This is a genomic window from Paenibacillus sp. VT-400 (assembly GCF_001029205.1).
Classification (GTDB): Bacteria; Bacillota; Bacilli; order Paenibacillales; family Paenibacillaceae; genus Paenibacillus; species Paenibacillus amylolyticus.
On record NZ_LELF01000067.1, the window covers coordinates 2,880,473 to 2,903,559 of the forward strand.

Annotated in this window: 24 protein-coding genes and 1 pseudogene; 10 read left to right on the forward strand and 15 right to left on the reverse strand. The window is 45.7% G+C overall.

What is annotated here, in order from left to right; translation table 11 throughout:
- Window positions 1-68 precede the first annotated feature (68 nt).
- Entirely contained in the window at window positions 69-980 is a 912-nt protein-coding gene (locus EL84_RS23250; protein WP_047843298.1) for an AraC family transcriptional regulator, read from the forward strand.
- Between the two features lie 29 nt (window positions 981-1,009).
- Here EL84_RS23250 and EL84_RS23255 read toward each other — a convergent pair whose 3' ends face one another.
- Window positions 1,010-2,413 carry an aldehyde dehydrogenase gene (locus EL84_RS23255; RefSeq protein ID WP_047843299.1) on the reverse strand — a complete coding sequence of 468 codons (1,404 nt, stop codon included), beginning with the start codon at window positions 2,411-2,413 and terminating at the stop codon, window positions 1,010-1,012.
- 90 nt (window positions 2,414-2,503) lie between these two features.
- A complete protein-coding gene (locus EL84_RS23260) occupies window positions 2,504-2,806 on the reverse strand; it encodes an ArsR/SmtB family transcription factor (protein WP_017688208.1) in 303 nt (100 codons plus the stop codon).
- A 272-nt stretch (window positions 2,807-3,078) separates the two neighbouring features.
- Here EL84_RS23260 and EL84_RS23265 point away from each other — a divergent pair, with 272 nt between their 5' ends.
- The 5 genes from EL84_RS23265 (at window position 3,079) to EL84_RS23285 (ending at window position 7,060) form a co-directional block, all read left to right on the forward strand.
- Window positions 3,079-3,756 (forward strand): GntR family transcriptional regulator, encoded by a 678-nt coding sequence (locus tag EL84_RS23265; protein ID WP_026081054.1) that lies wholly within the window; start codon window positions 3,079-3,081, stop codon window positions 3,754-3,756.
- A 40-nt stretch (window positions 3,757-3,796) separates the two neighbouring features.
- Window positions 3,797-4,864, forward strand: a complete 1,068-nt coding sequence (gene uxuA, locus EL84_RS23270; protein WP_047843300.1) for a mannonate dehydratase — start codon at window positions 3,797-3,799, stop codon at window positions 4,862-4,864.
- On the forward strand, window positions 4,861-5,724 hold the full coding sequence (locus EL84_RS23275) for an SDR family oxidoreductase (RefSeq protein WP_036613819.1): 864 nt from the start codon (window positions 4,861-4,863) through the stop codon (window positions 5,722-5,724). Before uxuA ends, EL84_RS23275 begins: the two co-directional genes overlap by 4 nt.
- A gap of 209 nt (window positions 5,725-5,933) precedes the next feature.
- Window positions 5,934-6,662, forward strand: a complete 729-nt coding sequence (locus tag EL84_RS23280) for a DUF421 domain-containing protein (RefSeq protein ID WP_051447333.1) — start codon at window positions 5,934-5,936, stop codon at window positions 6,660-6,662.
- 26 nt (window positions 6,663-6,688) lie between these two features.
- On the forward strand, window positions 6,689-7,060 hold the full coding sequence (locus EL84_RS23285) for a DUF4363 family protein (protein WP_047843301.1): 372 nt from the start codon (window positions 6,689-6,691) through the stop codon (window positions 7,058-7,060).
- 113 nt (window positions 7,061-7,173) lie between these two features.
- Here the strand turns inward: EL84_RS23285 and EL84_RS23290 are convergent, their stop codons facing one another.
- The 6 genes from EL84_RS23290 to rpmG all read right to left on the reverse strand — a co-directional run bounded on the left by EL84_RS23290 (window position 7,174) and on the right by rpmG (window position 11,443).
- Complete coding sequence (locus tag EL84_RS23290; protein WP_036613817.1) at window positions 7,174-7,875, reverse strand: M50 family metallopeptidase; 702 nt, start codon at window positions 7,873-7,875, stop codon at window positions 7,174-7,176.
- Between the two features lie 54 nt (window positions 7,876-7,929).
- Complete coding sequence (locus tag EL84_RS23295; RefSeq protein ID WP_036673725.1) at window positions 7,930-8,412, reverse strand: hypothetical protein; 483 nt, start codon at window positions 8,410-8,412, stop codon at window positions 7,930-7,932.
- 165 nt (window positions 8,413-8,577) lie between these two features.
- Window positions 8,578-9,711, reverse strand: a complete 1,134-nt coding sequence (locus EL84_RS23300) for a metal ABC transporter substrate-binding protein (protein WP_047843302.1) — start codon at window positions 9,709-9,711, stop codon at window positions 8,578-8,580.
- Window positions 9,698-10,591 (reverse strand): metal ABC transporter permease, encoded by an 894-nt coding sequence (locus EL84_RS23305; protein WP_047843303.1) that lies wholly within the window; start codon window positions 10,589-10,591, stop codon window positions 9,698-9,700. The genes EL84_RS23300 and EL84_RS23305 overlap by 14 nt, the downstream gene beginning before the upstream one ends.
- Complete coding sequence (locus tag EL84_RS23310) at window positions 10,537-11,244, reverse strand: metal ABC transporter ATP-binding protein (protein ID WP_047843304.1); 708 nt, start codon at window positions 11,242-11,244, stop codon at window positions 10,537-10,539. The genes EL84_RS23305 and EL84_RS23310 overlap by 55 nt, the downstream gene beginning before the upstream one ends.
- A 49-nt stretch (window positions 11,245-11,293) precedes the next feature.
- Entirely contained in the window at window positions 11,294-11,443 is a 150-nt protein-coding gene (gene rpmG, locus EL84_RS23315; RefSeq protein ID WP_036613813.1) for a 50S ribosomal protein L33, read from the reverse strand.
- 169 nt (window positions 11,444-11,612) lie between these two features.
- Between rpmG and EL84_RS23320 the strand changes: the two genes are divergently transcribed.
- Window positions 11,613-12,476, forward strand: coding sequence for a stalk domain-containing protein (locus tag EL84_RS23320; protein ID WP_047843305.1), 864 nt, complete (start codon window positions 11,613-11,615; stop codon window positions 12,474-12,476).
- A gap of 69 nt (window positions 12,477-12,545) precedes the next feature.
- On the opposite strand, the pseudogene EL84_RS23325 reads toward EL84_RS23320, so the two are convergent.
- Window positions 12,546-13,097 (reverse strand): annotated as a pseudogene (locus EL84_RS23325) (CobW family GTP-binding protein); the annotation flags it as partial.
- Between the two features lie 129 nt (window positions 13,098-13,226).
- Here EL84_RS23325 and EL84_RS23330 point away from each other — a divergent pair.
- Window positions 13,227-14,261, forward strand: coding sequence for a permease (locus EL84_RS23330; protein ID WP_047843306.1), 1,035 nt, complete (start codon window positions 13,227-13,229; stop codon window positions 14,259-14,261).
- Window positions 14,262-14,344: 83 nt separating this feature from the next.
- Window positions 14,345-15,328, forward strand: coding sequence for a TIGR03943 family putative permease subunit (locus EL84_RS23335; protein ID WP_053061585.1), 984 nt, complete (start codon window positions 14,345-14,347; stop codon window positions 15,326-15,328).
- 125 nt (window positions 15,329-15,453) lie between these two features.
- Here the strand turns inward: EL84_RS23335 and EL84_RS23340 are convergent, their stop codons facing one another.
- The 6 genes from EL84_RS23340 to EL84_RS23365 form a co-directional block, all read right to left on the reverse strand.
- Window positions 15,454-16,755 carry a pyrimidine-nucleoside phosphorylase gene (locus EL84_RS23340; RefSeq protein ID WP_047843307.1) on the reverse strand — a complete coding sequence of 434 codons (1,302 nt, stop codon included), beginning with the start codon at window positions 16,753-16,755 and terminating at the stop codon, window positions 15,454-15,456.
- A gap of 179 nt (window positions 16,756-16,934) precedes the next feature.
- Window positions 16,935-17,642, reverse strand: a complete 708-nt coding sequence (deoD, locus tag EL84_RS23345; RefSeq protein ID WP_017688193.1) for a purine-nucleoside phosphorylase — start codon at window positions 17,640-17,642, stop codon at window positions 16,935-16,937.
- 97 nt (window positions 17,643-17,739) lie between these two features.
- A complete protein-coding gene (gene deoB / locus EL84_RS23350; RefSeq protein WP_047843308.1) occupies window positions 17,740-18,918 on the reverse strand; it encodes a phosphopentomutase in 1,179 nt (392 codons plus the stop codon).
- A gap of 29 nt (window positions 18,919-18,947) precedes the next feature.
- A complete protein-coding gene (locus EL84_RS23355) occupies window positions 18,948-20,135 on the reverse strand; it encodes a NupC/NupG family nucleoside CNT transporter (protein ID WP_036613804.1) in 1,188 nt (395 codons plus the stop codon).
- Between the two features lie 230 nt (window positions 20,136-20,365).
- Window positions 20,366-21,016, reverse strand: coding sequence for a deoxyribose-phosphate aldolase (gene deoC, locus EL84_RS23360; protein ID WP_036613998.1), 651 nt, complete (start codon window positions 21,014-21,016; stop codon window positions 20,366-20,368).
- A gap of 213 nt (window positions 21,017-21,229) precedes the next feature.
- Window positions 21,230-22,168, reverse strand: coding sequence for a sugar-binding transcriptional regulator (locus EL84_RS23365; RefSeq protein ID WP_036613997.1), 939 nt, complete (start codon window positions 22,166-22,168; stop codon window positions 21,230-21,232).
- A 236-nt stretch (window positions 22,169-22,404) separates the two neighbouring features.
- Here EL84_RS23365 and EL84_RS23370 point away from each other — a divergent pair, with 236 nt between their 5' ends.
- On the forward strand, window positions 22,405-23,031 hold the full coding sequence (locus EL84_RS23370; protein ID WP_036613802.1) for an FMN-dependent NADH-azoreductase: 627 nt from the start codon (window positions 22,405-22,407) through the stop codon (window positions 23,029-23,031).
- The last annotated feature ends 56 nt before the right edge of the window (window positions 23,032-23,087 follow it).

A 23,087-nucleotide genomic window follows, 5' to 3' on the forward strand; every position in this document is an offset into this window, starting at 1 on the left:
TCCATTTGATATACGTGCGTAATCAAAATCACATTTTTTAAACAACCTCTTATGAAGGAGGATCTTCCATGTCTTCAACGTATTTGCCTCCTACTTTGGGAGAAAGTGTCCATGAAGTTTTTTATCCAGATGTGCAAACAACGGTTAATCTGTTCGCCATTCATTTACGAAGTGTGGGTTTGGACTGGGATTATCCGGCGCATGAGCACCCTCAATATGAATTGAATTATGTCACGGAAGGCGAGCAACGCATGATGGTGAATGGTACCCTATATATTCAAAAGGCTGGCGAACTGCTCCTGATTCCTCCGGGAAGCGTTCATTCCAGCCAGAGCCATAACGGCAAGGGATTCACGTATTTTTGCATGCATTTTGACATTGATGATCAGTTGTTCTTATCGTTGCTGGCGCGTATCAAACAAGTGCGATTCAGTGCGGATAGTCCGGTTACACAGCAGATTGAGCCGGTTTTACGCAAATTGATGTCATCTGCCGATGATGAAACAGCCAATACGATGGTACAGCGTATGCAGCTGCAATCTGCGGTATTTGAACTTTTTGGCCATCTGTGGGAGGCGGTCTCGCAAGAGGCAGCGCAATGGTTTACCGACGGACAGGAGAAGATCGAACTCGCCCACCAGATTCGTAATCGATTGCAAGGCCTGATGAGTCAGCAATTCAAACAGGGACACGAGTCCAAAGGTCACTATGGCATTGATGATATTGCAGCAGAGCTGGGCATCAGTTCTTCTCACTGTAATCGCGTGTTCAAGCAGGTGTTCGGTCAGTCTCCTCGTGCTGTATTGTCCCAGTTGGTTTTGCATGAAGCAAAGCTTCTTCTGGGCAATCCGAAGCTGTCCGTTCAAAATATTGCCGTCATGCTTGGTTATAAGGATATTGCCCATTTCAGTCGTCAATTCAAGCGCTGGTCCGGCATGTCACCCTCCCGTTACCGACAGGAACAGCCTGCTCTGGAATAGGTCCAGTAGCAGGCTGTTAGTCTTTCTTATTATTTCAACAAACGCTTAATCAGCTTCAGCTTGTTATCATACGGTGGATACAGAATCGGCAGATTCAATTTGGTGCTTTTTTTCAGTACACTTTTGAGATGAGAGAAGGTTTCGAAGCTGTACTGCCCATGATACGAGCCAACACCAGAATGACCAACACCGCCAAACGGCAGACGTGGATTCGCTACATGCGTGATGGTATCGTTAATGCAGCCGCCTCCAAAAGAAACTTCGCGCAGCACTTTGTCCTGAACCCGGGTGTCGGATGTAAACAGATACAAGGCGAGTGGTTTCGGCCGCTTTAAGATCTCTACAATGGCTTCATCCAGGTTACGATAACTAATGATCGGCAGAATCGGTCCAAAAATCTCATCTTCCATCGTCGCTGCATCCCAGGACTCCGCATCAATCAGGGTAGGTTCAATAAAACGATCTTCCTCATCCGAAGCTCCTCCATATATCACTTTGGCCTGATCCCGCTCAATCAAAGTCGTCAGACGTTTAAAATGTCCCTTGTTCACGATTCGCCCATAGTCCTTGTTGTGCTGAATCTCCGAACCAAAGAAGGACACGATCGCTGCTTTCATCTCCGTAATTAACGGTTCCTTCACGCGCTCATGCACAAGTAAATAATCGGGTGCGATACAGGTCTGTCCTGTATTAAGCAGTTTGCCCCATATAATGCGCTGCGCAGCTACTTTGATATCCGCTTGTTCATCAACGATGACCGGACTTTTGCCTCCCAGTTCCAACGTAACGGGAACGAGATTTTTGGCAGCTGCCTCCATCACAATCTTGCCTACCGGTACACTGCCTGTAAAAAAGATATAGTCGAATGGCGCGTTAATCAGCGCTGTCGTTGTATCTTTTGCACCGTCAAGTACCTGGACGTATGCCGGTTCGAACACGCTCGCAATCATTTCACGTACAATAGCGGACACCGCAGGTGTATTCTCTGACGCTTTGAGCACGGCTGTGTTACCTGCTGCAATAGCACCTACCAATGGTTCGATTAAGAGTTGAAAAGGATAATTAAACGGTCCGATAATCAGAACCGCCCCGTAGGGTTCGGGTATGATATAACTTTTCGAACCCAGGAGCGCCATTTGCGTTTTCACTTTAACGGGTTTCACCCATTTATTCACTTTACGAATGGTGTGTGTGATGCTGTCCATCATAAATCCGATCTCGGTTGTGTAGGATTCGAACTCACTTTTGCCCAAATCCTGATAGAGAGCTTCTGTCAGTCTGGATTCGTACTTTTGAATGGCCTGCTTCAGTTGGGTCAGACGGGCAATTCGAGCTTCTGCCGATCTTGTGGCCCCGGAACGAAAGAACTGTCGTTGCTGCTCCAAAATCTGTTCAACTTCATGACTGGTTACTTCCTGTATCGTCGTTGTCATATATACATACTCCTCTATTCATTATTGATCAAGCGTTTAAACTTACGAACCTATAAGACACATGCAAAAGCATGTTTGATCACTATTACTCTACAGACACTCTTCTTCCAAAGCAGCTACCAGTTCCTTCAGCAATTCCACCGATGCATTCAATGAAGCCGAATAATAACGCTGCGTCCCCTTCTGTTCCACAGATATAAGCCCTTTCTCTAACAACAGCTTGAGATGATGAGATATGGCTGGCCGGGATAGGCTGGATTGTTCGGTAATTTCATTCACCGTCATTCTGCCCTTCTCGGTAAGTGTCAGCAAAATGGATTGACGATGGTTGTCACTTAAGACCTGAAATAACGGAATACAGGTTTGAAAAACGCTAATTGCTTTTTGTCCCATGGTTTCACCTCTATACTATTTCTTCTTCATTATTTCTACGTATATTTTCTCTGTTCAATGTCTGTTGGTTTAAACATTCGAACCTAATGACTGAATTGTACTCTTTAATCACTTGAACTGCAAGTGAACCATCAACTAAATTTAATATAATGCTTATAAAGCGCTTCCATACTACCATACAAGTATGGTAGTATGTCATTGAAGGAGTTGAAGTTGTGGAATATACCCCAAAGTTATCATCCAAAGCCGGTTTGTTGCCTGTTGCGAGCAATATGTCTTCCATGAATAATAAGCAATCTTACTCAACGCGAGATGTCGTTTACTTCACGCTGAAACAACTCATTTTGAGTTTGAAAATGCCTCCGGGAACAGCTATTTCTGAGAAGGAAATTTCGCTGGAGTTCCAGGTAAGCCGGACACCTGTTCGAGAAAGTTTTGTAAGGCTTGCACAGGAAGGTCTGCTGGAAGTGTATCCACAGCGCGGCACATACGTCTCTCTGATTCAGGTCGATCTCGTTGAGGAAGCACGGTTCATGCGTGAACAGCTCGAACGAGCCGTAATCAGGCTCGCCTGCGAGAACTTTCCGAACGAACAGATGGTAGCTCTTGAACAGAACCTTGCGTGGCAACAGGAATGCAGGGTCAAACCGGATGATGAACGAATGTTCCAATTGGATGAGGAATTCCATAGCACTCTTTTTGCAGGCTGCAACAAAAGCAACACCTGGACTGTTATCCAGCAGATGAATGTACATTTGAATCGAAGTCGCATGTTACGCCTGTCCTCGGACCACCAGTGGGATCACCTGATTGAACAGCACCGGTCTATGGTCAAGGCCATTCAGCAGCATGATGCCGACACAGCAGAGCGACTGATGCAGGAACATTTGCATTTAACTGTCACCGATTTGGCTGTCCTGCAGGATACATATCCGTCCTATTTTCAATGACTGAATTTTTCTTCCTACTATTCATGATGAGGTGAACGTGATGAGAATGGTTTTTCGCTGGTTCGGCGAAGGCAATGATACGGTAACGCTGGATCATATCCGGCAGATTCCGGGTGTTGAAGGTATTGTGTGGGCACTGCACGATGTTCCTGCTGGCGAGGAATGGCCGATGGACAAAATACTCGCTGTAAAAACAGCAGCGGACAAGGCCGGGTTACATCTGGATGTCGTTGAGAGTGTGAACATCCATGAGGATATCAAGTTGGGCCTGCCATCAAGGGATAAATACATTGCGAACTATATTAAAACGATGGAGAAACTGGCTCAAGTTGGTGTGAAGGTCATCTGTTACAACTTTATGCCGATCTTCGACTGGCTTCGCACGGATATGCACAAGGAAATGGAGGATGGCTCAACTGCCCTCTTCTATGAGCACAGTAAACTTGCAGATATAGAACCTCTAGAACTCGTTCGACGCATTACGGAAAACTCCGCACTCACCATGCCAGGTTGGGAACCAGAACGATTGCAGTATTTAACAGGTCTGTTCGAAGCCTACAAGGATGTAACCGAGGATCATATGTGGGAGCACGCACGTTATTTCCTGCAAGAGATTATGCCTACAGCCGAACGGCTGGGGATTCGAATGGCCATCCATCCGGATGACCCACCATGGCCAATCTTTGGATTACCAAAGATTATTACAAGTCAGGAGAATGTTCGGAAATATTTGAATCTTTATGATAGCCCTTACAACAGCGTGACACTATGCAGTGGCTCTTTGGGAGCGAATGCTGATAATGACATTATCGGGATGATACACGAGTTCAAGGATCGGATTCCATTTGCCCACATTCGTAATGTCAAAATCTACGAAAACGGCGACTTTATTGAAACGTCACATCGCAGTCAAGATGGAAGCGTCGATATTGCGGGGGTTGTTGAGGCTTATCATGATATCGGTTATGAAGGTTATGCAAGACCCGACCATGGTCGTCACCTCTGGGGAGAACAGTGCCGACCTGGTTATGGACTCTATGACCGGGCTTTGGGGATCATGTATCTCTGGGGCGTCTGGGATTCCCTGCAAAGGAGGGCAAAAGAATGAGTGAACACCAATATGAACGCTCATCTCGTCTTGAAGGCAGAACAGCTGTAATCACCGGAGGTGCCGGAGTATTATGCCGCTCCATGGCGGAAGAACTCGCTCGGCACGGTGCAAGTGTAGCCATCCTGAACCGCACGGTGTCCAAGGGACAGGAAGTTGTATCTGCGATAGAAGCTGCCGGTGGCAAAGCGATTGCTATTGCCTGTGACGTAACCCAGGCCGATAGTGTGCAAGCAGCAGCAGATGCGGTGCTGGAACAGCTCGGACCATGTGATATTCTGATCAATGGCGCGGGTGGCAATAACGCCAGTGCCAACACCACCAATGAAATTTTCAGATTGGAAGATCTGGAAAAGAGCGATGTCACTACATTTTTTGATGTGAGTGTAGAGGGATTTCGTCAGGTGATGGATCTGAATTTTGTCGGTTCTCTCATCCCTACTCAGATCTTTGCAAAACATATGATAGAGCGTGATGTTCCCGCTACTGTCATAAACATTTCTTCCATGAGCGCCCCATCGCCCATGACAAAAGTTCCAGCGTACAGCGCTGCGAAGGCAGCCATTAACAACTTCACGCAGTGGCTCGCCGTTCATCTGGCCGAATCCGGTATTCGTGTCAACGCTATTGCACCCGGGTTTTTCTTGACCGAGCAGAACCGTAATCTATTACTGCAACCAGACGGCTCACCTACGGAGCGTTCCAGTAAAATTATTGCTCATACACCCATGCGCCGCTTTGGCAAACCGGAAGACCTGCTTGGCACATTAATGTGGCTTGCGGATGAAAGACAATCCGGCTTTGTCACTGGCACAGTCATTCCGGTAGATGGCGGATTTATGGCCTATTCAGGTGTATAATGATTTCTTACACAGACACTCCGATGAAAGAACAACCATAGGTATTTAATGAAACCGAAGCTTGGGATGCATACCCAGGTTTCGGTTTTTTGCGTTCAAGCATAAGATCCTCCAGCGTAGGAAAAGCTTGTTATAATGCGTGTTCAAAGCAAACTTTTCAAACTAGCTCTTAATACAGCTACGGTGAACTAAAGGAAGGTGATACATATATGATGGAAGAAACATGGGTTGTTGCCGTACGGTCTATTATTGCCTTTCTGACCCTGATCATCTATACAAGGGTGCTGGGCAAACAGCAGATGGGTAACTTGACGTATTTTGATTACATTAACGGTATTACAATCGGTTCCATTGCGGGTACGTTTGCAACCGATCTCTCGTCCAAGGCGTGGATTCATTTTGTGGCCTTGACCATTTTCACAATCATTACGATCATCTTTCAGTATATTACGCTGAAGAATCGCACCATCTCCAAATTAATGGACTCAGACCCCACATTGATCATCCAGAACGGTAAAATTCTCGAACAGAACCTGAGTAAAATGCGAGTCAAATTTGACGAATTGACCATGATGCTGCGGCAAAAGGATGTATTTGATATTACGACGCTGGATTATGCGATTCTGGAACCGGATGGCAGCCTCTCGGTTGTTTTGAAACCTGAGAATCAGCCTGTAACCGCCAAAGACATGCATATGCATCCTCCAAAGAGTAAGCTGATGACTGAGATTATCATTGATGGCCTGCTGATTAAGCAAAATCTGGAGGAAAGACACAAAGATATTAATTGGCTCAGTGAACAGCTTAAGAAACAAAAGATCACGATACAGGATATTGCTTTTGCCGCCATATTGCCTAATGACAAATTGTATGTTGATCTGTTCAAGGATAAGATCACCGAAAAAATCGACATGGGCGATTATGAGGGGCCTTTCTAAACTCTTTACATCAAGGAGGCGGTTGAATGAAAACGCGTTTCTGGCTGTTATATGTGCTTCCGATCTTCCTCATTCTTGTGTTCGTTGCAATTATGGCTAGCGGAGCCTTTCTCAAAAAGCCCTTTGGTACCGATGATCGCTTGCTTGAATCTGTACAGATGTTGGAGAAACAAGTCGAGGGAAAACAATGGACTGAAGCCAAGTCCCAAATCAATTATGCAATGCAAGCTTGGGATAAAGTCGTCAACCGCATTCAGTTCAGTGTGGAGCGTGAATCAATTTATGATATTCTGGGGACCCTCGCTCGGATGAAGGGCGGCGTTACCGCAGAGGACGATAAGGCGATTATGGAAGAGATTTATTACTTTTATGTGTTATGGGATAATCTTGGAGATTAGGTTCAATATCTTTAATATCAAGCTTGAATACAGAAGTAAGTCCAAAAACAAAAGGCACTATCCTTTTATGAAAAAGGAAGTGCCTGCTTTACTTTTATATAACTTTATATCCATTACGCTCTTCGTAATCCCCGAGACCGTGACGATCGCGAAGTACCTTCTTTGCGGAAAAAGAGACCGAGTGCTCCCTTGGCACACCACAGTGCAAACAAAGCGAACAGCGTGCCCCAAAACAGCGCGGGAAGGAATGTCTGTTGAGCGAGATTCGCTGCATCCCCTGCCCGTGAAGGCTGAGTCCAGGACATAAATCCAACGTATACAGCACTAACAACCGACTCTTCCAGCGTAAGAAACGCCAGTAACAGATAATAGTACTTCACGATCTTGGCACCAAAAATCATAATGACAACGTTCAGTACGATGAACCCGGTCAGCCATAACATGCCGAACTCCCCTCTTACATATAACAGGAGCGACACCAGAGCGACAGCCGTCATAATACCAAGTCCCCACATGTGCAAGCCTTTGCGGTATAAGTAAAACAACAGCAAGGCGAACAGTGATGCACTGATATATCCCGCCAGAGAAACCAGGATCGATCTGCCTGGCGTCAGCATGGAAGAGTAAGTTACACCACTATGATCAGCGTATAATTCAATGCGCAGCACTTTACCGGACAATACCAGTGTCATTAGTGCATGACCGAATTCGTGAATCATCGTATCCAGGTTACGGAACAAGGACGAAAATGGGATGAATCGTGTAAGAAAGACGGAGCCTAGTAGAAAAAGTATCGTTTTGACCCACTTATTCAATCGTGTATACCTCCTTTACCTTCAAGTAAACAATCAAGTAAACAAGCCTATCCTTTATACTACGCTTTTTTCACTCGATTCGTTTCGGCTTCCGAACTGTAAGGCACAGTGCTCCATCCACCAGCAGAAGCTCCGATTGTGTCCAATGAAAAAAGAAGATAGATCATAGCGGCCCTTTTCGGCCTCTAGCGTAACGAGCAGTCGATTCCGCATCCGACGGAGGGCATAGTGCACGAATTGATCTGCTACCTCACTTTGTATCAGGGTAACATAAGCATAAAGGGAATGATCGACAGGTTCATCAAGCGGACTCACCCCTGCACATGAAAATTCCGTCCTCACGCCCGCACTCTGAAGTATGGACAATGCCTTCACGAGTTCGGCATCAACTTCAACACCGTTCCAAATCTCTGTTTTCTTCGCGGATACTGTATGTTTATCACGTTCCGTCCAGTGCATCAGCTCCAGCTTACGCCGTCTCCACAGATGGGCAGGCTGTTCACTTAACAGCACTTCATGTTCCTCATTTAAATTCATGCAATGCGTCCTCCTGTTCTGCTTGATCCGGTCACCTTATTCAACAAAGAGAGAGCACATCACTGTGCTCTCTGCTTTGCAAAAAGGCAAAGGAATGGCGATCCATTCCTCAGCATGTTGTATTATTGTACCTTTTTCGGTGACAGGCATCAAACTGATTTTAAATTATTCGTTTAGTGCCAGTTTCAGAGCCTCCAGATTCTGTCTCATCACGCTAATGTAGTCCATTCCCGCCGCAATTTCTTCCTCGGTGAGTCCCTCAATCGGATTCAATACAGCCGTCTTGGCCCCCACTTCACTTGCGATTGTCTCAGACACTTTGGATGAAACCAGTGTTTCGAAAAAAATCATTTTCACCTGATGCTCTTTTGCAAAATCAATGACAGATGCCATCTGCGCTGCTGAAGGTTCTTGCTCAGGAGACAATCCTGCGATGGGCACCTGTTGCAATCCATATTCCTTGGCAAGATAACCAAATGCAGCGTGTTGTGTGATGAAATCCTTACGTTTGCTATCCGTCACAGCCGCCTTGAAGTCCTGATCCAGTGACTCCAGTTGAGCAATGTAGGCATCTGCATTCTGCTTGAACTGTTCGGCATGTTCCGGGGCAGCCTGCGCCAAACCTGCTTCAATATTGCGCACTTCTTTTACAGCCAATGCAGGTGACAGCCATACGTGGGGGTCGAGTCCACCGTGATCGTGATCATGTCCTGCTTCTGCTTCTGCCTCTGCCTCTGCCTCTGCGTCATGATCATGGTCGTGTTCTTCAGCAGTTGCTTCATCCGCATGATCGTGATCATGTGCTTCTGTAGTAGCTTCATTCGCATGGTCATGGTCATGATCGTGTTCTGTTGCCTCAGATTCACCATGATGGTGTTCATGCTCTCCACCTTCAAGAAGGTTGATGCCTTTGCTCGCTTCCACCTGAATGAGTGAAGCATTGCTCAGACTTCCGGTGACCTGATCAATCCAAGATTCCATGCCCGCACCGTTGTATACAAGCACATCCGCTTCTTCAATGCTGGCAATATCTTGTGGTGTTGGCTCCCAATCATGGGGCTCCGTTCCTGCCGGAACGAGTGTATGCACATCGGCTAGATCACCTGCCACATTTTTGGTGAACTCATACATCGGGTAGAAGCTGACCTGCACGTTTAATTTTGCAGTTTCCGTCTCGACTGGAACGGAAGTGCCTGTCGAAGCTGTATTTGCATCAGAAGCGGATTTTTGTCCGCAGCCTGCGACGATAAGTGTAAGACTAAACAACAATCCGAGCGTAGCTTTTTTACTGAATTTCATGTGATGTATTCCTCCTAGAATGGTTGACCAGAATGACGTGCTGTGATTTCGTTTCTTTGCGGTGACGCTTGCGGTTATATCGTGCAATCAGCTTTTGCGCTGATATTCCAGTCAATAGGATAACCAACAGGATGAGTGCAATTGTTCCTCCCGGTGGTGTATTTAGATGGTAAGATGTTGTGAGCCCGCTAAAAATACCGATTAATCCTGTAATTACCGCGACAATAATCGCTGCTGTGAAACTGCGAGACACTCTCAATGCCAAGGCAGCAGGTAAAACAATGAGAGCAGATACCAGCAACACACCGACGATCGGCATGGCTGAAGCTACAGTCATTCCTGTCAGAATGGCAAATGCAAACGATAAACCTCTTACCTGAACGCCTCCAATGGAAGCAGTCTCTTCATCAAACGTAAAGTTATACAACGGTCTCCGGAGCAGGATGAAAAAAAGTAAACCAATGACACACACACCTGCCATCATCCACAATTGTATATCGCTAACCGCGACAATAGATCCAAATAAGTATGAGCTGAAGGTCTTGGACAGATTGGTTTTGAGACTCATCAATACCACAGCAAGAGCCAGCCCCGAAGTCATGATGATCGCCACAGGTACCTCGCTGTAGGTTCGGTAGCTTCGCCGTAGTTGTTCAACCAGTAATGCACCGATAATTGCAATGGCGAATCCGCAGATCACGGGGTTAAGATTCATGACCGAACCGAGCGCAACCCCTGCCAGTGAGACATGGGATAACGTGTCCGCCATAAGGACCTGCCGCCTGAGCATCAGATAGACCCCAAGAATTGGAGCGATGACTCCAATCAGTCCACCTGCCCAGAAGGCACGTTGCATGAATTCGTACTCAAACACTGCCATTCCTCACTTTCTTGCCGCTCCAGAGTAATCGTTCGGTCCAATCGATCTCCCATCTCTTCCAGTCCATGAGTAACCATAATAATCGTTAACCCATGAACATCAGCATAGTGGTGCATCAGATTGTAAAATCCTTCACGGCTGTGGCGGTCCATTCCAGTTGTTGGCTCATCCAGTACCAGAACCTGCGGTTGCCCAGCCATAGCTCTGGCAATACAGATCCGCTGCTTCTGTCCGCCAGACAGCTCACCGACGCGTGTATTCCGATAATCCCACATACCAACTTCCCGCAGACTGCGTTCAACGATGGCATCCTGCTCTGCTGTGAATCTGCGGAATAATCCCAGCCTGGTGTAACACCCGGACCGGACCAGTTCATTCACCGTACTGGGAAATCCACTATTGAACGATGCAACCTGCTGGGGCACATAACCGATATTGGACTTGTTCCCACGTTTCAACTGCGGATTCATATGTATCGTGCCGCTCCAGGGCTTCAATAGCCCTAGCAGCAGCTTTAACAGGGTCGTTTTGGCAGAACCATTGGGACCTGTGATGCCTATGAACTCTCCCACATGGATATCCAGCGACAGTTGATCAATGACCGGCTCTTTGCCATATCCAAATACAACATCACGCATGGAGGATAGTATCATGCCATTCCCTCTTTTCGTAAATATTACGATTTAAAAATAACAAAAAATTTTATCTGGTTTCCCGGTGGATCGTCATTTTCTTCAAACGTGGGGAGTACTTCTTCATCTCAAGTCTCTCTGGATGGTTACGTTTGTTCTTGGTTGTTGTATAGTTGCGGTCCCCGCACTCGGTGCAGGCTAAAGTTACAATGACTCTCATGGTTGTTGCCTCCTCTTATTTAATCGTAATTATTACTATTTAATGATATTAGTCTATAGCTTTTCTTTTGTCAACTCCATATCTGTTACAGTAAAATTTTGTATGCATAATATAATTTCATATGATATACTGCTTTGGTATCATTATACTTTACCTACGGAGGAACTAGATGAAGATCAAAAAATCAACTTTTATTGGGTCATTGGTAGCATGCAGTTTGGCTTTCGGTGCCCTGGGTGTAGCAGCTTCAAACGGAATTCAAGATATTGAAGCAGCACTCGACAGCAACATTAGCTTTAAAGTAAACGGTCTGTCTTGGACACCCAAGAATGAAGCTGGGGACAAACTGAATGCACTGGTATATGACGGTGATGTATACTTGCCTGTAAGTACCACAGCAGAAGCACTCGGAGCCAACGTATCTCTGAATGTTAGCAACAAAGTTGTAAGTATCACGAATTCAGGTAGCGGTAAGTCAAGCAGTTCGAGTAGTAATAACAGCAGTACAGGTACCAAAGGTTCTGAAGATTCAAGTAAACCAAGTAGTTCAAGTAACTCAAGTACTTCTAATTCAGGCTCAATCAAGATGACTGGAACTGACGCTCAGATGATAGTCAAATTGCAGAAAGAATCTTTAACACTGATCAAAATGTATGGTAAAGCACTTAAAACAGGTAGCACTAGTGAATTTGATAAATACATAGATGCTAAAGTTATTGAAAATCCTGAGATCGACATTTTTGATCTGGGTAAGCAATCCCAGAAAGATAAATTTAAGACTACAGTCAAAGGTATCATTGCAGCAAATGATAAAAAAACGCTGACTAAATATGCAGATCAGTTGATTAATGTGAAATCAGCTGATTTTAAAGTGATTGCAATGGATGATAAAACCAAAACAAGACACAGCTACAAAGCCATTTATTATCCACAAGGATGGACGGGTTCCTATGGAGTGTACCTTACCTTTGTGTTTAGTCCGCAAAAAAGTGGCAACGGTGATTTTTATCTTGGCGATTTGTACTTTAGCTAAGATGCTTTAAGCAGTACTATTTTTATCTTCAGGTGCATACGTGCACTTGAAGATTTTTTTATTTAACTGTCATCTCCATGCCGGAAATGGATCTTTCAGTTCACGCCAGTTCATACGCATCTCCTCCTCCGTAAGAAGAGTCTCATCCAATGTACGTTCAATCTCAGCCCGGTCCATGTCAATGCCGATAAAGACCAATTTCGTCACCCGATCGCCCCACTCATCATCCCAATCCGGTATGCTTGGCAATGTATCACCAAAGTGAAGTTGTCTTTCCTCCTCACTCATCGCACTTACCCATATTCCTGCTGGCGCAAGCTGCTTGGATGTACCTGCATGACTGAAAGAGATTGCCATATGGTTTCTTGTCGCCAGCCACATCAGACCTTTGGATCGCACGATGTTATCTGGCCATTTCGCAATCCAACGCAGTAAGCGTTCCGGGTGGAATGGACGTTTACGATGATAGACAAATGAATGAATTCCATATTCTTCAGTCTCCGGCGTATGTTCCTCTTTCATTAATTCGCGGATCCAACCCGCGGACTGGCTTGCTTTTTCAAAATCAAAACGTCCCGTATTCAATATCTCTCTCGGATCAATCTGCCCATGTGTCGTGCGATGTCAACTCTAATATGATGAAAAATCTTGATTAATCGTAAAAATGTTGATTAGAACATAGGAATGATGTATGTTGCTGCACGTACAAGCATATATTTTAGCAAAGTCCTAGTTGTGGAGGTCTGTTTCATGAAAATGGCAGCCAATCTGAAGCTCCTGTCCTTCCTGGTCCCTTGTGCATTTCTTGTTCCCGTGTTGATCACAATGGCTCCAGACTTGAAGGAAGCATGGAACAGTGAAGCTTTGCAAAATATGAAAACCGTATTCATAGGTATTTTCCTTGAAGCCGCACCCTTTCTGCTCATGGGTGTGCTATTATCCTCGCTCATGCAATGGTTTGTATCCGAAGAAATGGTCCGTAAACTCACGCCAAAAAATCCGATCGGTGGTGTGCTGGTCGCAGGGCTACTCGGTATTATTTTCCCCATCTGTGAATGTGGCATGATCCCGGTCGTGAGAAGGTTGATGCACAAAGGTATGCCAGCCTATATCGCAGTTACGTTCATCCTGAGTGGTCCCGTAGTCAATCCCATCGTATTTACCGCAACCTTGCTCGCCTTTCCCTCTCATCCTGAGATTACCATTGCCCGTATGGGACTGGCCTTTGCTGTAGCAGCTTCCATAGGCATGCTCGTATATGTGTTTGTCCGTCGAAATCCTCTTCGGATGCCAAAGGTCGCAGTGACAGAGGTCAAGACACATCCTGGGTTTAAAATGGTGCAACCTCACGCGCACGCAAATGCACATGATCATAACCATGTAAAAAACTGGCGTAGCTTCTTCATTCACGCCGGAGATGAATTCGTCGATATGAGCAAATATCTGGTGATCGGTGCCCTGATTACAGCCTGCATCCAGACATTCATTAGCCGCAGCGATCTGATCTCACTTGGTAATGGTCCTGTTGCCTCCTACGTGTTCATGATGGGTTTTGCTTATGTATTGTCCCTCTGCTCAACTTCTGATGCTTTTGTGGCTTCTGCGTTCTCACATACGTTTGCACTGGGGCCGCTGGTATCCTTCCTTGTACTTGGTCCGATGCTGGATTTCAAAAGCACGCTCATGCTACTCTCCACCTTCCGTACCCGATTTGTTATTGGTCTAAGTCTAGCGATTATTACGCTCGTTTTTGCCGGCTCGTGGTTGATTAACCTACTGGTATAAAGGTTGAGCAACATACTTCATGGCCTGAATGGTTAATCACATGAACTTTCATACTAACTATGAATAGAGATGAGGTGATGATTATGAACCACACTGTCTATACGATGACCAAACCTCCTGTTCCAAGGTCACACGTCATCCAATGGCATAACCTGATCCGTGCAGGCTGGATCGGCGGGGTGGCAGTGTACATTATTCAGTTGAATTCAAGTGATTCGCTTCATTATTATTTGGCTCCTACCATGCAAAAACTGCTATTATGCTGTCCTGTTCCCTTATTGTTTATTGCCATTATCATGGCTTGGCATGGACTGTTCGGCAGAAACGAGGTTCATTGCGACTGTGAACATCCACCACCCTCGGGGTTCCTTCGTAGCTTAATGGTATATGGTCTGATTGCTATCCCCTTGTTGCTGGGGTTTCTGTTACCTGATCGGGCTCTCGGCAGTTCCATGGCCAGTCAGAAAGGCATGTCTCTCACCTATGCCCCTCCCGAGATTCGTCGAAAAGAGCCTTTACCTGATCCAGCAACGCAATTGAATGTACAAGATCTCACACAAAAATCAACGACCGTTCAGCCTGCATCGGCCACCAAAGTACAGTTCATTCCCCCAGACGAGTATAGCCGCGAATTCGCTGAACTGGCTGAGAAGTTGTATGCAGAACAGGTCATCCGAGTCTATCCCGAGATCTTCTCTGAAACCCTCGGCACGATTGATATGTTCCAGCGACAATTTGCAGGCAAAGATATCTCCTTAACCGGATTCGTTTATCGGGACAAAAGCATGGACCATGAATCACATTTTGCGCTGGGTCGATTTCTCGTCATGTGTTGCCCCGCAGATGCATCTCCCTTTGGCGTGATGATTCACATCCCCGAAGCGGATAGCTTCCCTACAGACAGCTGGGTGCAAATTGATGGCAGCATCGGCTCAGCACAGGTGAATGGTAAGGATACGATTGAAATTCGCGCCACAAAGGTGACACCTGTATCTGAGCCATCCACGCCTTATATTTACACCAATGCGGACTCGGTGATGGCGTATGAGAAAATAAAGAGCCCGTAGTTGTTGCTAGTAGTAGTAACAACTTGCACCTCAACGACAAAAAGCCCCAAAGCTATGGATTACATCGCTTTGGGGCTTTCATGTTCAGTCAGTCATAAGATTACATCTCGTCTTGTCTGATTGTATTATTCCGTTACGATATCATGAACCAACACAGGAGCATCGGCATGATCCGCAATTGTAATGTTTTCTTTGATCTTCGCGATGACGTCTGCTACGTCTTCACGATTAGCATGAATTGTTACGAGGGACTCACCAGCCTTGACTGGGTCACCCACTTTTTTGTTCAGCATCAGACCAACCGCGAGATCGATCTCGGACTCTTTTGTTGCACGGCCTGCGCCGAGCAGCATTGCTGCAGTTCCGATTTCGTCAGCGACGATTCCGGCAACATAGCCGTCTTTGTCTGCTGGGACTTCAACCAGATATTGTGCTTGTGGCAAACGATCTGGATGATCCACAACCGAAGCGTCTCCGCCTTGGTTTGCCAAGAAATCTTTGAATTTCTCCAGTGCTTTACCGTTCTGGATCACTTCTTTCAATTTCTCCTCAGCGTGCTCCAAGGAATCTGCCTTGCCAGCAAGGAATACCATCTGACGTCCAAGTGCCATACACAGTTCTTCGAGATCTTTCGGACCTTTACCTTGCAGGGTGAGGATGGCTTCTTTCACTTCAAGTGCGTTACCAATCGCCAGACCCAGTGGTTGGGACATATCGGAGATAACAGCCATCGTTTTACGTCCAACATTGTTACCGATGCTTACCATGGCATGTGCCAATTCTTTAGCATCTTCCGTTGTTTTCATGAATGCACCAGCACCCGTTTTAACATCCAATACGATTGCATCAGCACCTGCTGCAATTTTCTTGCTCATGATGGAGCTGGCGATCAGTGGAATGGAGTTAACGGTAGCTGTTACGTCACGCAGTGCATAGAGCTTTTTGTCTGCAGGCGTAAGGTTACCACTTTGTCCAATAACTGCAACTTTGTGTTCGTTTACGAGACGAATGAACTCTTCTTTTTCAAGCTCTACGTGGAAACCAGCAACGGATTCCAGCTTGTCTGTTGTACCACCCGTGTGACCAAGTCCACGTCCGGACATTTTAGCAACAGGAACATCCAGCGCAGCAACGAGCGGAGCGAGTACCAGTGTTGTTGTATCGCCCACTCCTCCTGTGGAGTGCTTGTCTACTTTGATGCCTTCGATAGCGGACAGGTCGATCGTCTCACCGGAATTCACCATCGACATCGTCAGATCGGCGCGTTCCTTGTCTGTCATATCTTTGAAGAATACCGCCATCGCCCAAGCGCTGACTTGATAGTCCGGGATCTCTCCTTGTGTGTATCCTTGAACAACAAAATCAATCTCAGCTGTTGTCAGTTCTTTTCCGTCGCGTTTCTTAGCAATAATGTCTACCATTCTCATGATGATCTCTCCTTGTGTGTGTATTGATTGTATTGAACACCTTGTTGTTAGTCCGTTACGGCTCCGGATCGTTCCTGCGAACGCTTTGCTTCTTCAGAATCGATTCCGGGTCCTTCACTCTGTGCTTAAAACAAAAGTTTCGATCCACATCAATTGATTATGAATATAAAATGCAACAATTACAGTGTGATTGCTGTGTCCAGGGCAACTACCATCATGTCGTTAAACGTTTTTTGACGCTCTTCGGCAGATGTTTCTTCGCCTGTCAGCAAGTGGTCACTTACCGTCAGGATGGTCAGTGCGTTAACACCAAACTTGGCAGCAATAGTGTACAATGCTGTTGTTTCCATCTCTACGCCGAGTACGCCGTGTTTCATCAACTTCTCGGTTACGGAACGGTCATCGCGGTAGAAAGAATCGGAGCTGAATACGTTACCGACGTGAATCTTCATACCTTTAGCTGTTGCACGGTCATATGCTTCTTTCAACAGGGAGAACGTAGCGATTGGTGAGAAGTCATAACCACCGAATACGTGTTTGTTCATGCTGGAATCTGTACATGCTGCTTGTGCAAGGATAACGTCACGTACACGTACATGCTCCTGCATACCACCACAAGTACCCACACGAATCAGGTTTTTCACGCCATATTCGCTGATCAATTCGTTAGCATAGATTGCGAAGGACGGAATACCCATCCCTGAACCTTGCACCGAAATCCGGTGTCCTTGATATGTACCTGTGTAACCGAGCATTCCACGAACTTCGTTGTAACATACAACATCTTCGAGGTACGTATCTGCAATATATTTCGCGCGCAAAGGGTCACCTGGCAATAGGATCGTTTCTGCGATATCTCCGGGTTTTGCTCCAATATGTGTACTCATGAATGAATCTCCTCCAGTTATACAAATTAGTCTATTATGATGGCAGGACCGGAGCAGCCCAAGCTACTCCGACCTCCCCTATCCAGTTTTGAAAAACTTATTTCAAATCTTTCAGGAAGCTGGTGCCGTATTCCGGCATTTTCACTCCAAAGTTCTCGGCTACGGTTGCGCCAAGGTCAGCAAATGTGCTGCGCAGGTCAAGCTTTTTGCCCTCGCTGAAGCGCGGAGAGTAGGCAAGCAGTGGTACATATTCACGTGTATGGTCTGTACCGCGGTATGTTGGATCGTTACCATGGTCAGCTGTGATCAGCAGCAGATCATCATTGGTCATTTTGGCAAAAATCTCTGGCAGCCGTGCATCATAGTCTTCAAGTGCCTGAGCATAACCTTGCGGATCACGACGGTGACCGTACAGGGCATCAAAATCAACCAGGTTCAGGAAGCTGAGTCCAGTGAACTCTTCATCCATCGTTTCAGACAACTTGTCCATGCCATCCATGTTAGAGACGGTACGAACAGCCTTGGTCACACCTTCGCCATCATAGATATCTGCGATTTTACCCAAAGCAATCACATCAAATCCGCTATCTTGCAGTTCATTCATAACAGTACGACCAAAAGGTTTAAGCGCATAGTCATGACGATTTGCAGTACGTTTCCAGTTACCCGCTTCACCTACAAATGGACGTGCAATAATGCGGCCGAGCATATACGGATCTTCAAGTGTAATTTCACGGCAAAACTCACAGATCTCATACAGCTCTTTCAGTGGAACAACGTCCTCATGTGCTGCAATTTGCAGAACCGAATCGGCAGATGTATAAACGATGAGCGCGCCAGTTTCAACATGTTCTGCACCCAGCTCATCCAGAATTTCCGTGCCACTGGCCGGTTTGTTACCAATTACTTTGCGGCCCGTTTTCTCTTCAATGCGCTGAATCAACTCATCGGGAAAACCATTCTCGAACACACGGAAAGGTGTATCAATGTAAAGACCCATCAGCTCCCAGTGACCTGTCATTGTGTCTTTGCCTCTGGATGCTTCCTGCATTTTGGTGTAATACGCTTTAGGTGCATCCGCTACAGGGACACCCTCAATTTCTTTGATGTTGGACAGTCCGAGACTGGCCATGTGAGGCATTTTCAGACCTCCGCGTTCACGTGCAATGTGACCGAAGGTATCTACATCAAAATCATCAAATTCTGCTGCATCCGGCGCTTCGCCGATCCCTACAGAATCCATAACGATCAGATGTACTCTTTTGAATGTTGACATAACCTAAGCACTCCTTCCAATAATCCGGTTTACAAGAACAGTCCAGTAATGATCGCTGACAGCACGCTGACAAGCGAAGCACCGTAAAGCAGTTTCAGACCGAAGCGGGCGACCACATTACCTTGCTTCTCATGGAGTCCCTTCACCGCACCAGCAATGATACCGATGGAGGAGAAGTTGGCGAACGACACGAGGAAGACAGATACGATACCCGTTGTTCTGGCAGACATTGCAGTCTCCTTCAAATTAAGCATAGCTACGAATTCGTTGGATACCATTTTGGTTGCCATAATACTTCCTGCCTGAATCGCTTCTTTCCATGGAACACCCATGATGAAGGCAAATGGTGCAAACACATAACCAAGTAGCTCCTGGAACGAAATGCCAAGCACCGCGCTGAAAATTCCGTTAACAAGTGCGATCAAGGCAACAAAACCGATTAACATCGCAGCTACGATGATAGCAACTTTGAATCCATCCAGGATGTATTCGCCGAGCATTTCGAAGAAGGACTGTTTCTCCTCTTCCTGTACTTCCAATATATCTTCTTCCTCTGTAACCTCATAAGGATTCACAATAGAAGCAATGATAAAACCGCCAAACAGGTTCAGTACAAGAGCTGTAACCACATATTTCGGCTCGATCATGGTCATATAAGCACCAACAATCGACATCGATACCGTGGACATCGCCGAAGCACACAAGGTGTACAGCCGATGTTTTGGCAACAACCCAATTTGTTTTTTCACAGAAATGAACACTTCAGATTGCCCCAATACAGCCGAAGCAACCGCGTTATATGATTCCAGTCTGCCCATTCCGTTGATTTTGCTTAATACCAGACCAATATATTTTATAACAAAAGGCAAGATTCGGATATACTGCAATATACCGATAAGGGCGGAGATGACAACAATCGGCATCAATACGCTGAGGAAGAACGGTGCCCCCCCGCTTTCGGCACCTACAGTAGTCAAACCCCCAAATACAAATGCGATACCTTCATTCGCATAGTCGAGTAAACTTTTAAATACGGTCGCGAAACCGCCAATTAAAAAAGTACCCACTCCTGTATTCAACAGAGCATAAGCTAATATAACTTGCAAAACAATCATGATAGCCAGCGGCCGGTAACGAATCTGCTTTTTGCCGTTGCTTGCGATATAAGCCAGTCCAAAAACAACGAGTAAGCCGATAATGGCAATTAGAAATTTCATTTGATTTCTCCTTTGAAGGTAGTTAAGCCGGATGTGAAAATTCAGCTCAAAGGGCTCTTAAGCATTCTTATCAGTAATCTTTCAGAAAACTTATGAAGCGCTTACAATTAGTCCCGTTATTTAAAATACAAGTGTAAGTTGTATTCCCTGTACCTGAGTCGAATGCCCAAGTACAGAGAATATAACATTACTTTTATTTATTAAGCTTTTTCTTAATAAGATGCTTTTGCTTAATAAGAAGATGTAGACTGACCACCCTGCATAATCTTCACGCCAGAACTTGCACCGATACGAGTTGCACCCGCTTCGATCATTTTTTGCATATCTTCCAGGCTACGTACGCCACCGGAAGCTTTAACGCCAACATCAGGACCTACAGTACGACGCATCAAAGCGATATCCTCTGGCGTTGCTCCACCTGTGGAGAAACCTGTAGAAGTTTTAACAAAATCAGCTCCAGCTCGCACAGCTGCCTGACAAGCACGTACTTTCTCTTCATCCGTCAACAGACAAGCTTCAATAATAACTTTCACCAAAGCTTTACCCGCAGCCGCTTCAACGACAACACGAATATCTTGTTCAACGTAATCATCTTTGCCATCTTTCAAAGCACTGATGTTGATGACCGTATCGACTTCAGTTGCACCTTTAGCAATCGCATCTTTCGTTTCGAAAGCTTTTGTCTCCGATGTAGATGCTCCCAGAGGGAAACCAATAACGGTGCAGATATCTACGCCAGTACCCTGCAACTGCTCAGCAGCATAAGCAACCCAGCCTGGATTAACACATACGGAAGCAAACTGGTATTGTTTCGCTTCTTCGGTTAACTTGGCCATTTCACTTTGCGTTGCGTCCGCACGAAGCAACGTATGGTCGATCATTTTCGCTAATTGTGGTGTAGTCAATTAAATCTCTCCCTTATCTGAACTAGTTATTTTCTATACATTTACACTAACATGAACATATGTAAAAATCAACTTGAACTTTTGTTCACAGTTACACTTACATTTCTTCTTCGTTATATTTTCTTCCTAAAAAAGCAAAACATCCGCCCTTTTTACGTGGCAGATGTTGTCATCCATATCCATTTGAAATTAAAATCGAAGTAATGCCTGCGCTGTGTACTGATCCGTGACCAGAATATTTGCGTAATGACCTTTGAGCGCGGCGTGTATGGCTTCAATTTTGCGTTGTCCCCCAGCGACAAGGATTGATTTTTCCTTATTTCTCAACTCGGCTAGATCAATACCAACGGTTCTGCTGTTAATCTCTTCACTGATCAACTGACCTTCCGCATCGAAAAAGCGTGAACAAATGTCACCTGCACCGGAGTTCATCAGCAATTGTTGCTCTTCTTCATTGAAGTAACCGAGCCTGAACAATAATGCATCTTCTTTCACAGTACCCACGGTAAACAAAGCAATATTGGCCTGTCTGCCGAGTTCCACGATTCTGCCGATATGTCGATCCGCTTCCACCATGTTTTTTACTTCAATGTTGTCGAAAATAACAGGCAGCGGCAGATACCTTGGTACCGTATGGAATGCCTCAGCGAACAAATGAACAATCTCAGCGGCATACGTATTGACATGGGAGTGGCTTACGCCCCCCTTCAATTGCACGACTTCGACACCTTTAACCTGCTTGGGACGAAGCTGGCGTGCTACAGCATGCATGGTTGTTCCCCAAGTCACCCCGATAATATCTGCATCCTGAACCGTCTCTTGAAGATAATCCGCTGCTCGTTTACTGATATGCTTCTGTATTTCCTCATCACTCTTCAACGGGGTAAAACACACAAGTGCCGTATCCAGATCATATTTTGACTTAAGTTCTCCGGCAATGATGTCGATATCCTCCAGCGGGTCCATAATTTCAATCCGGACATATCCACGATCTTTGGCGTACTGAAGTAACCTTGATACGGTTGGACGCGACACGCCCAACCTTGCGGCAATATCCTGCTGGCTATAATCGGACTGATAATACAATTTCGCTGCTTCAATGCTTAATCGTTGCTTCTCCAGGTCCATTCCCATGTGCGATCATCTCACTCATCCTATTGTCTTTGGAAAATAAATACTCGTCCTGTATATTATACATGGATTGAGTATCCGGTCACTATATAGCATCTAATTCAGTATCATGATCAATCCATACATATCCCTTTCTGACGTATAAAACGGGGGAAACGATGCATACTACTTCGGTCGCTTCATCGTTGCCAAGATTGCTTCACCCCATTAATCGCACAGAGAGGAAGAACTACATGTCTACCTTATTGTATATTACTGCCCATCCTCATGATCATGAAACCTCCTTCAGCATGGCTACGGGCAAAGCATTTATTGATGCATATCGTGAAAGTCACCCGTCTGATGAGGTTGTTCACCTCGATCTGTATCGCTCGGATATCCCCCATATCGATGCGGATGTCTTCAGTGGTTGGGGCAAACTGCAATCGGGCAGTGATCTGACTGCCGAAGAGCAGACCAAAGTAAGTCGTTTGAATGAACTGTCGGATCAATTTGCCTCAGCAGATAAATATGTTTTTGTAACCCCGATGTGGAACTTCTCGTTTCCTCCTATTCTGAAGGCTTATGTCGACTCGATCTGCGTAGCTGGCAAAACATTTCGTTATACCGAACAAGGTCCTGTTGGACTGCTGTCTGATAAAAAAGCACTGCATATTCAGGCGCGCGGTGGCATTTATTCCGAAGGCCCAGCGGCTCAAATGGAATCCGGTCATCGTTACTTAAGCATTATCATGTCATTCCTCGGTGTGCCGAAGCTTGATGGCATTTTTGTTGAGGGGCACAATCAATATAAAGATCGTGCAGATGAGATTAAGCAACAAGCTATCGAACAAGCACGCACTTTCGCAAAACAGTTTTAAGAGAGGTAGTTCAAAAAGTAGAATAACACTCAAAACATAAACAAAACCCGCGTGCG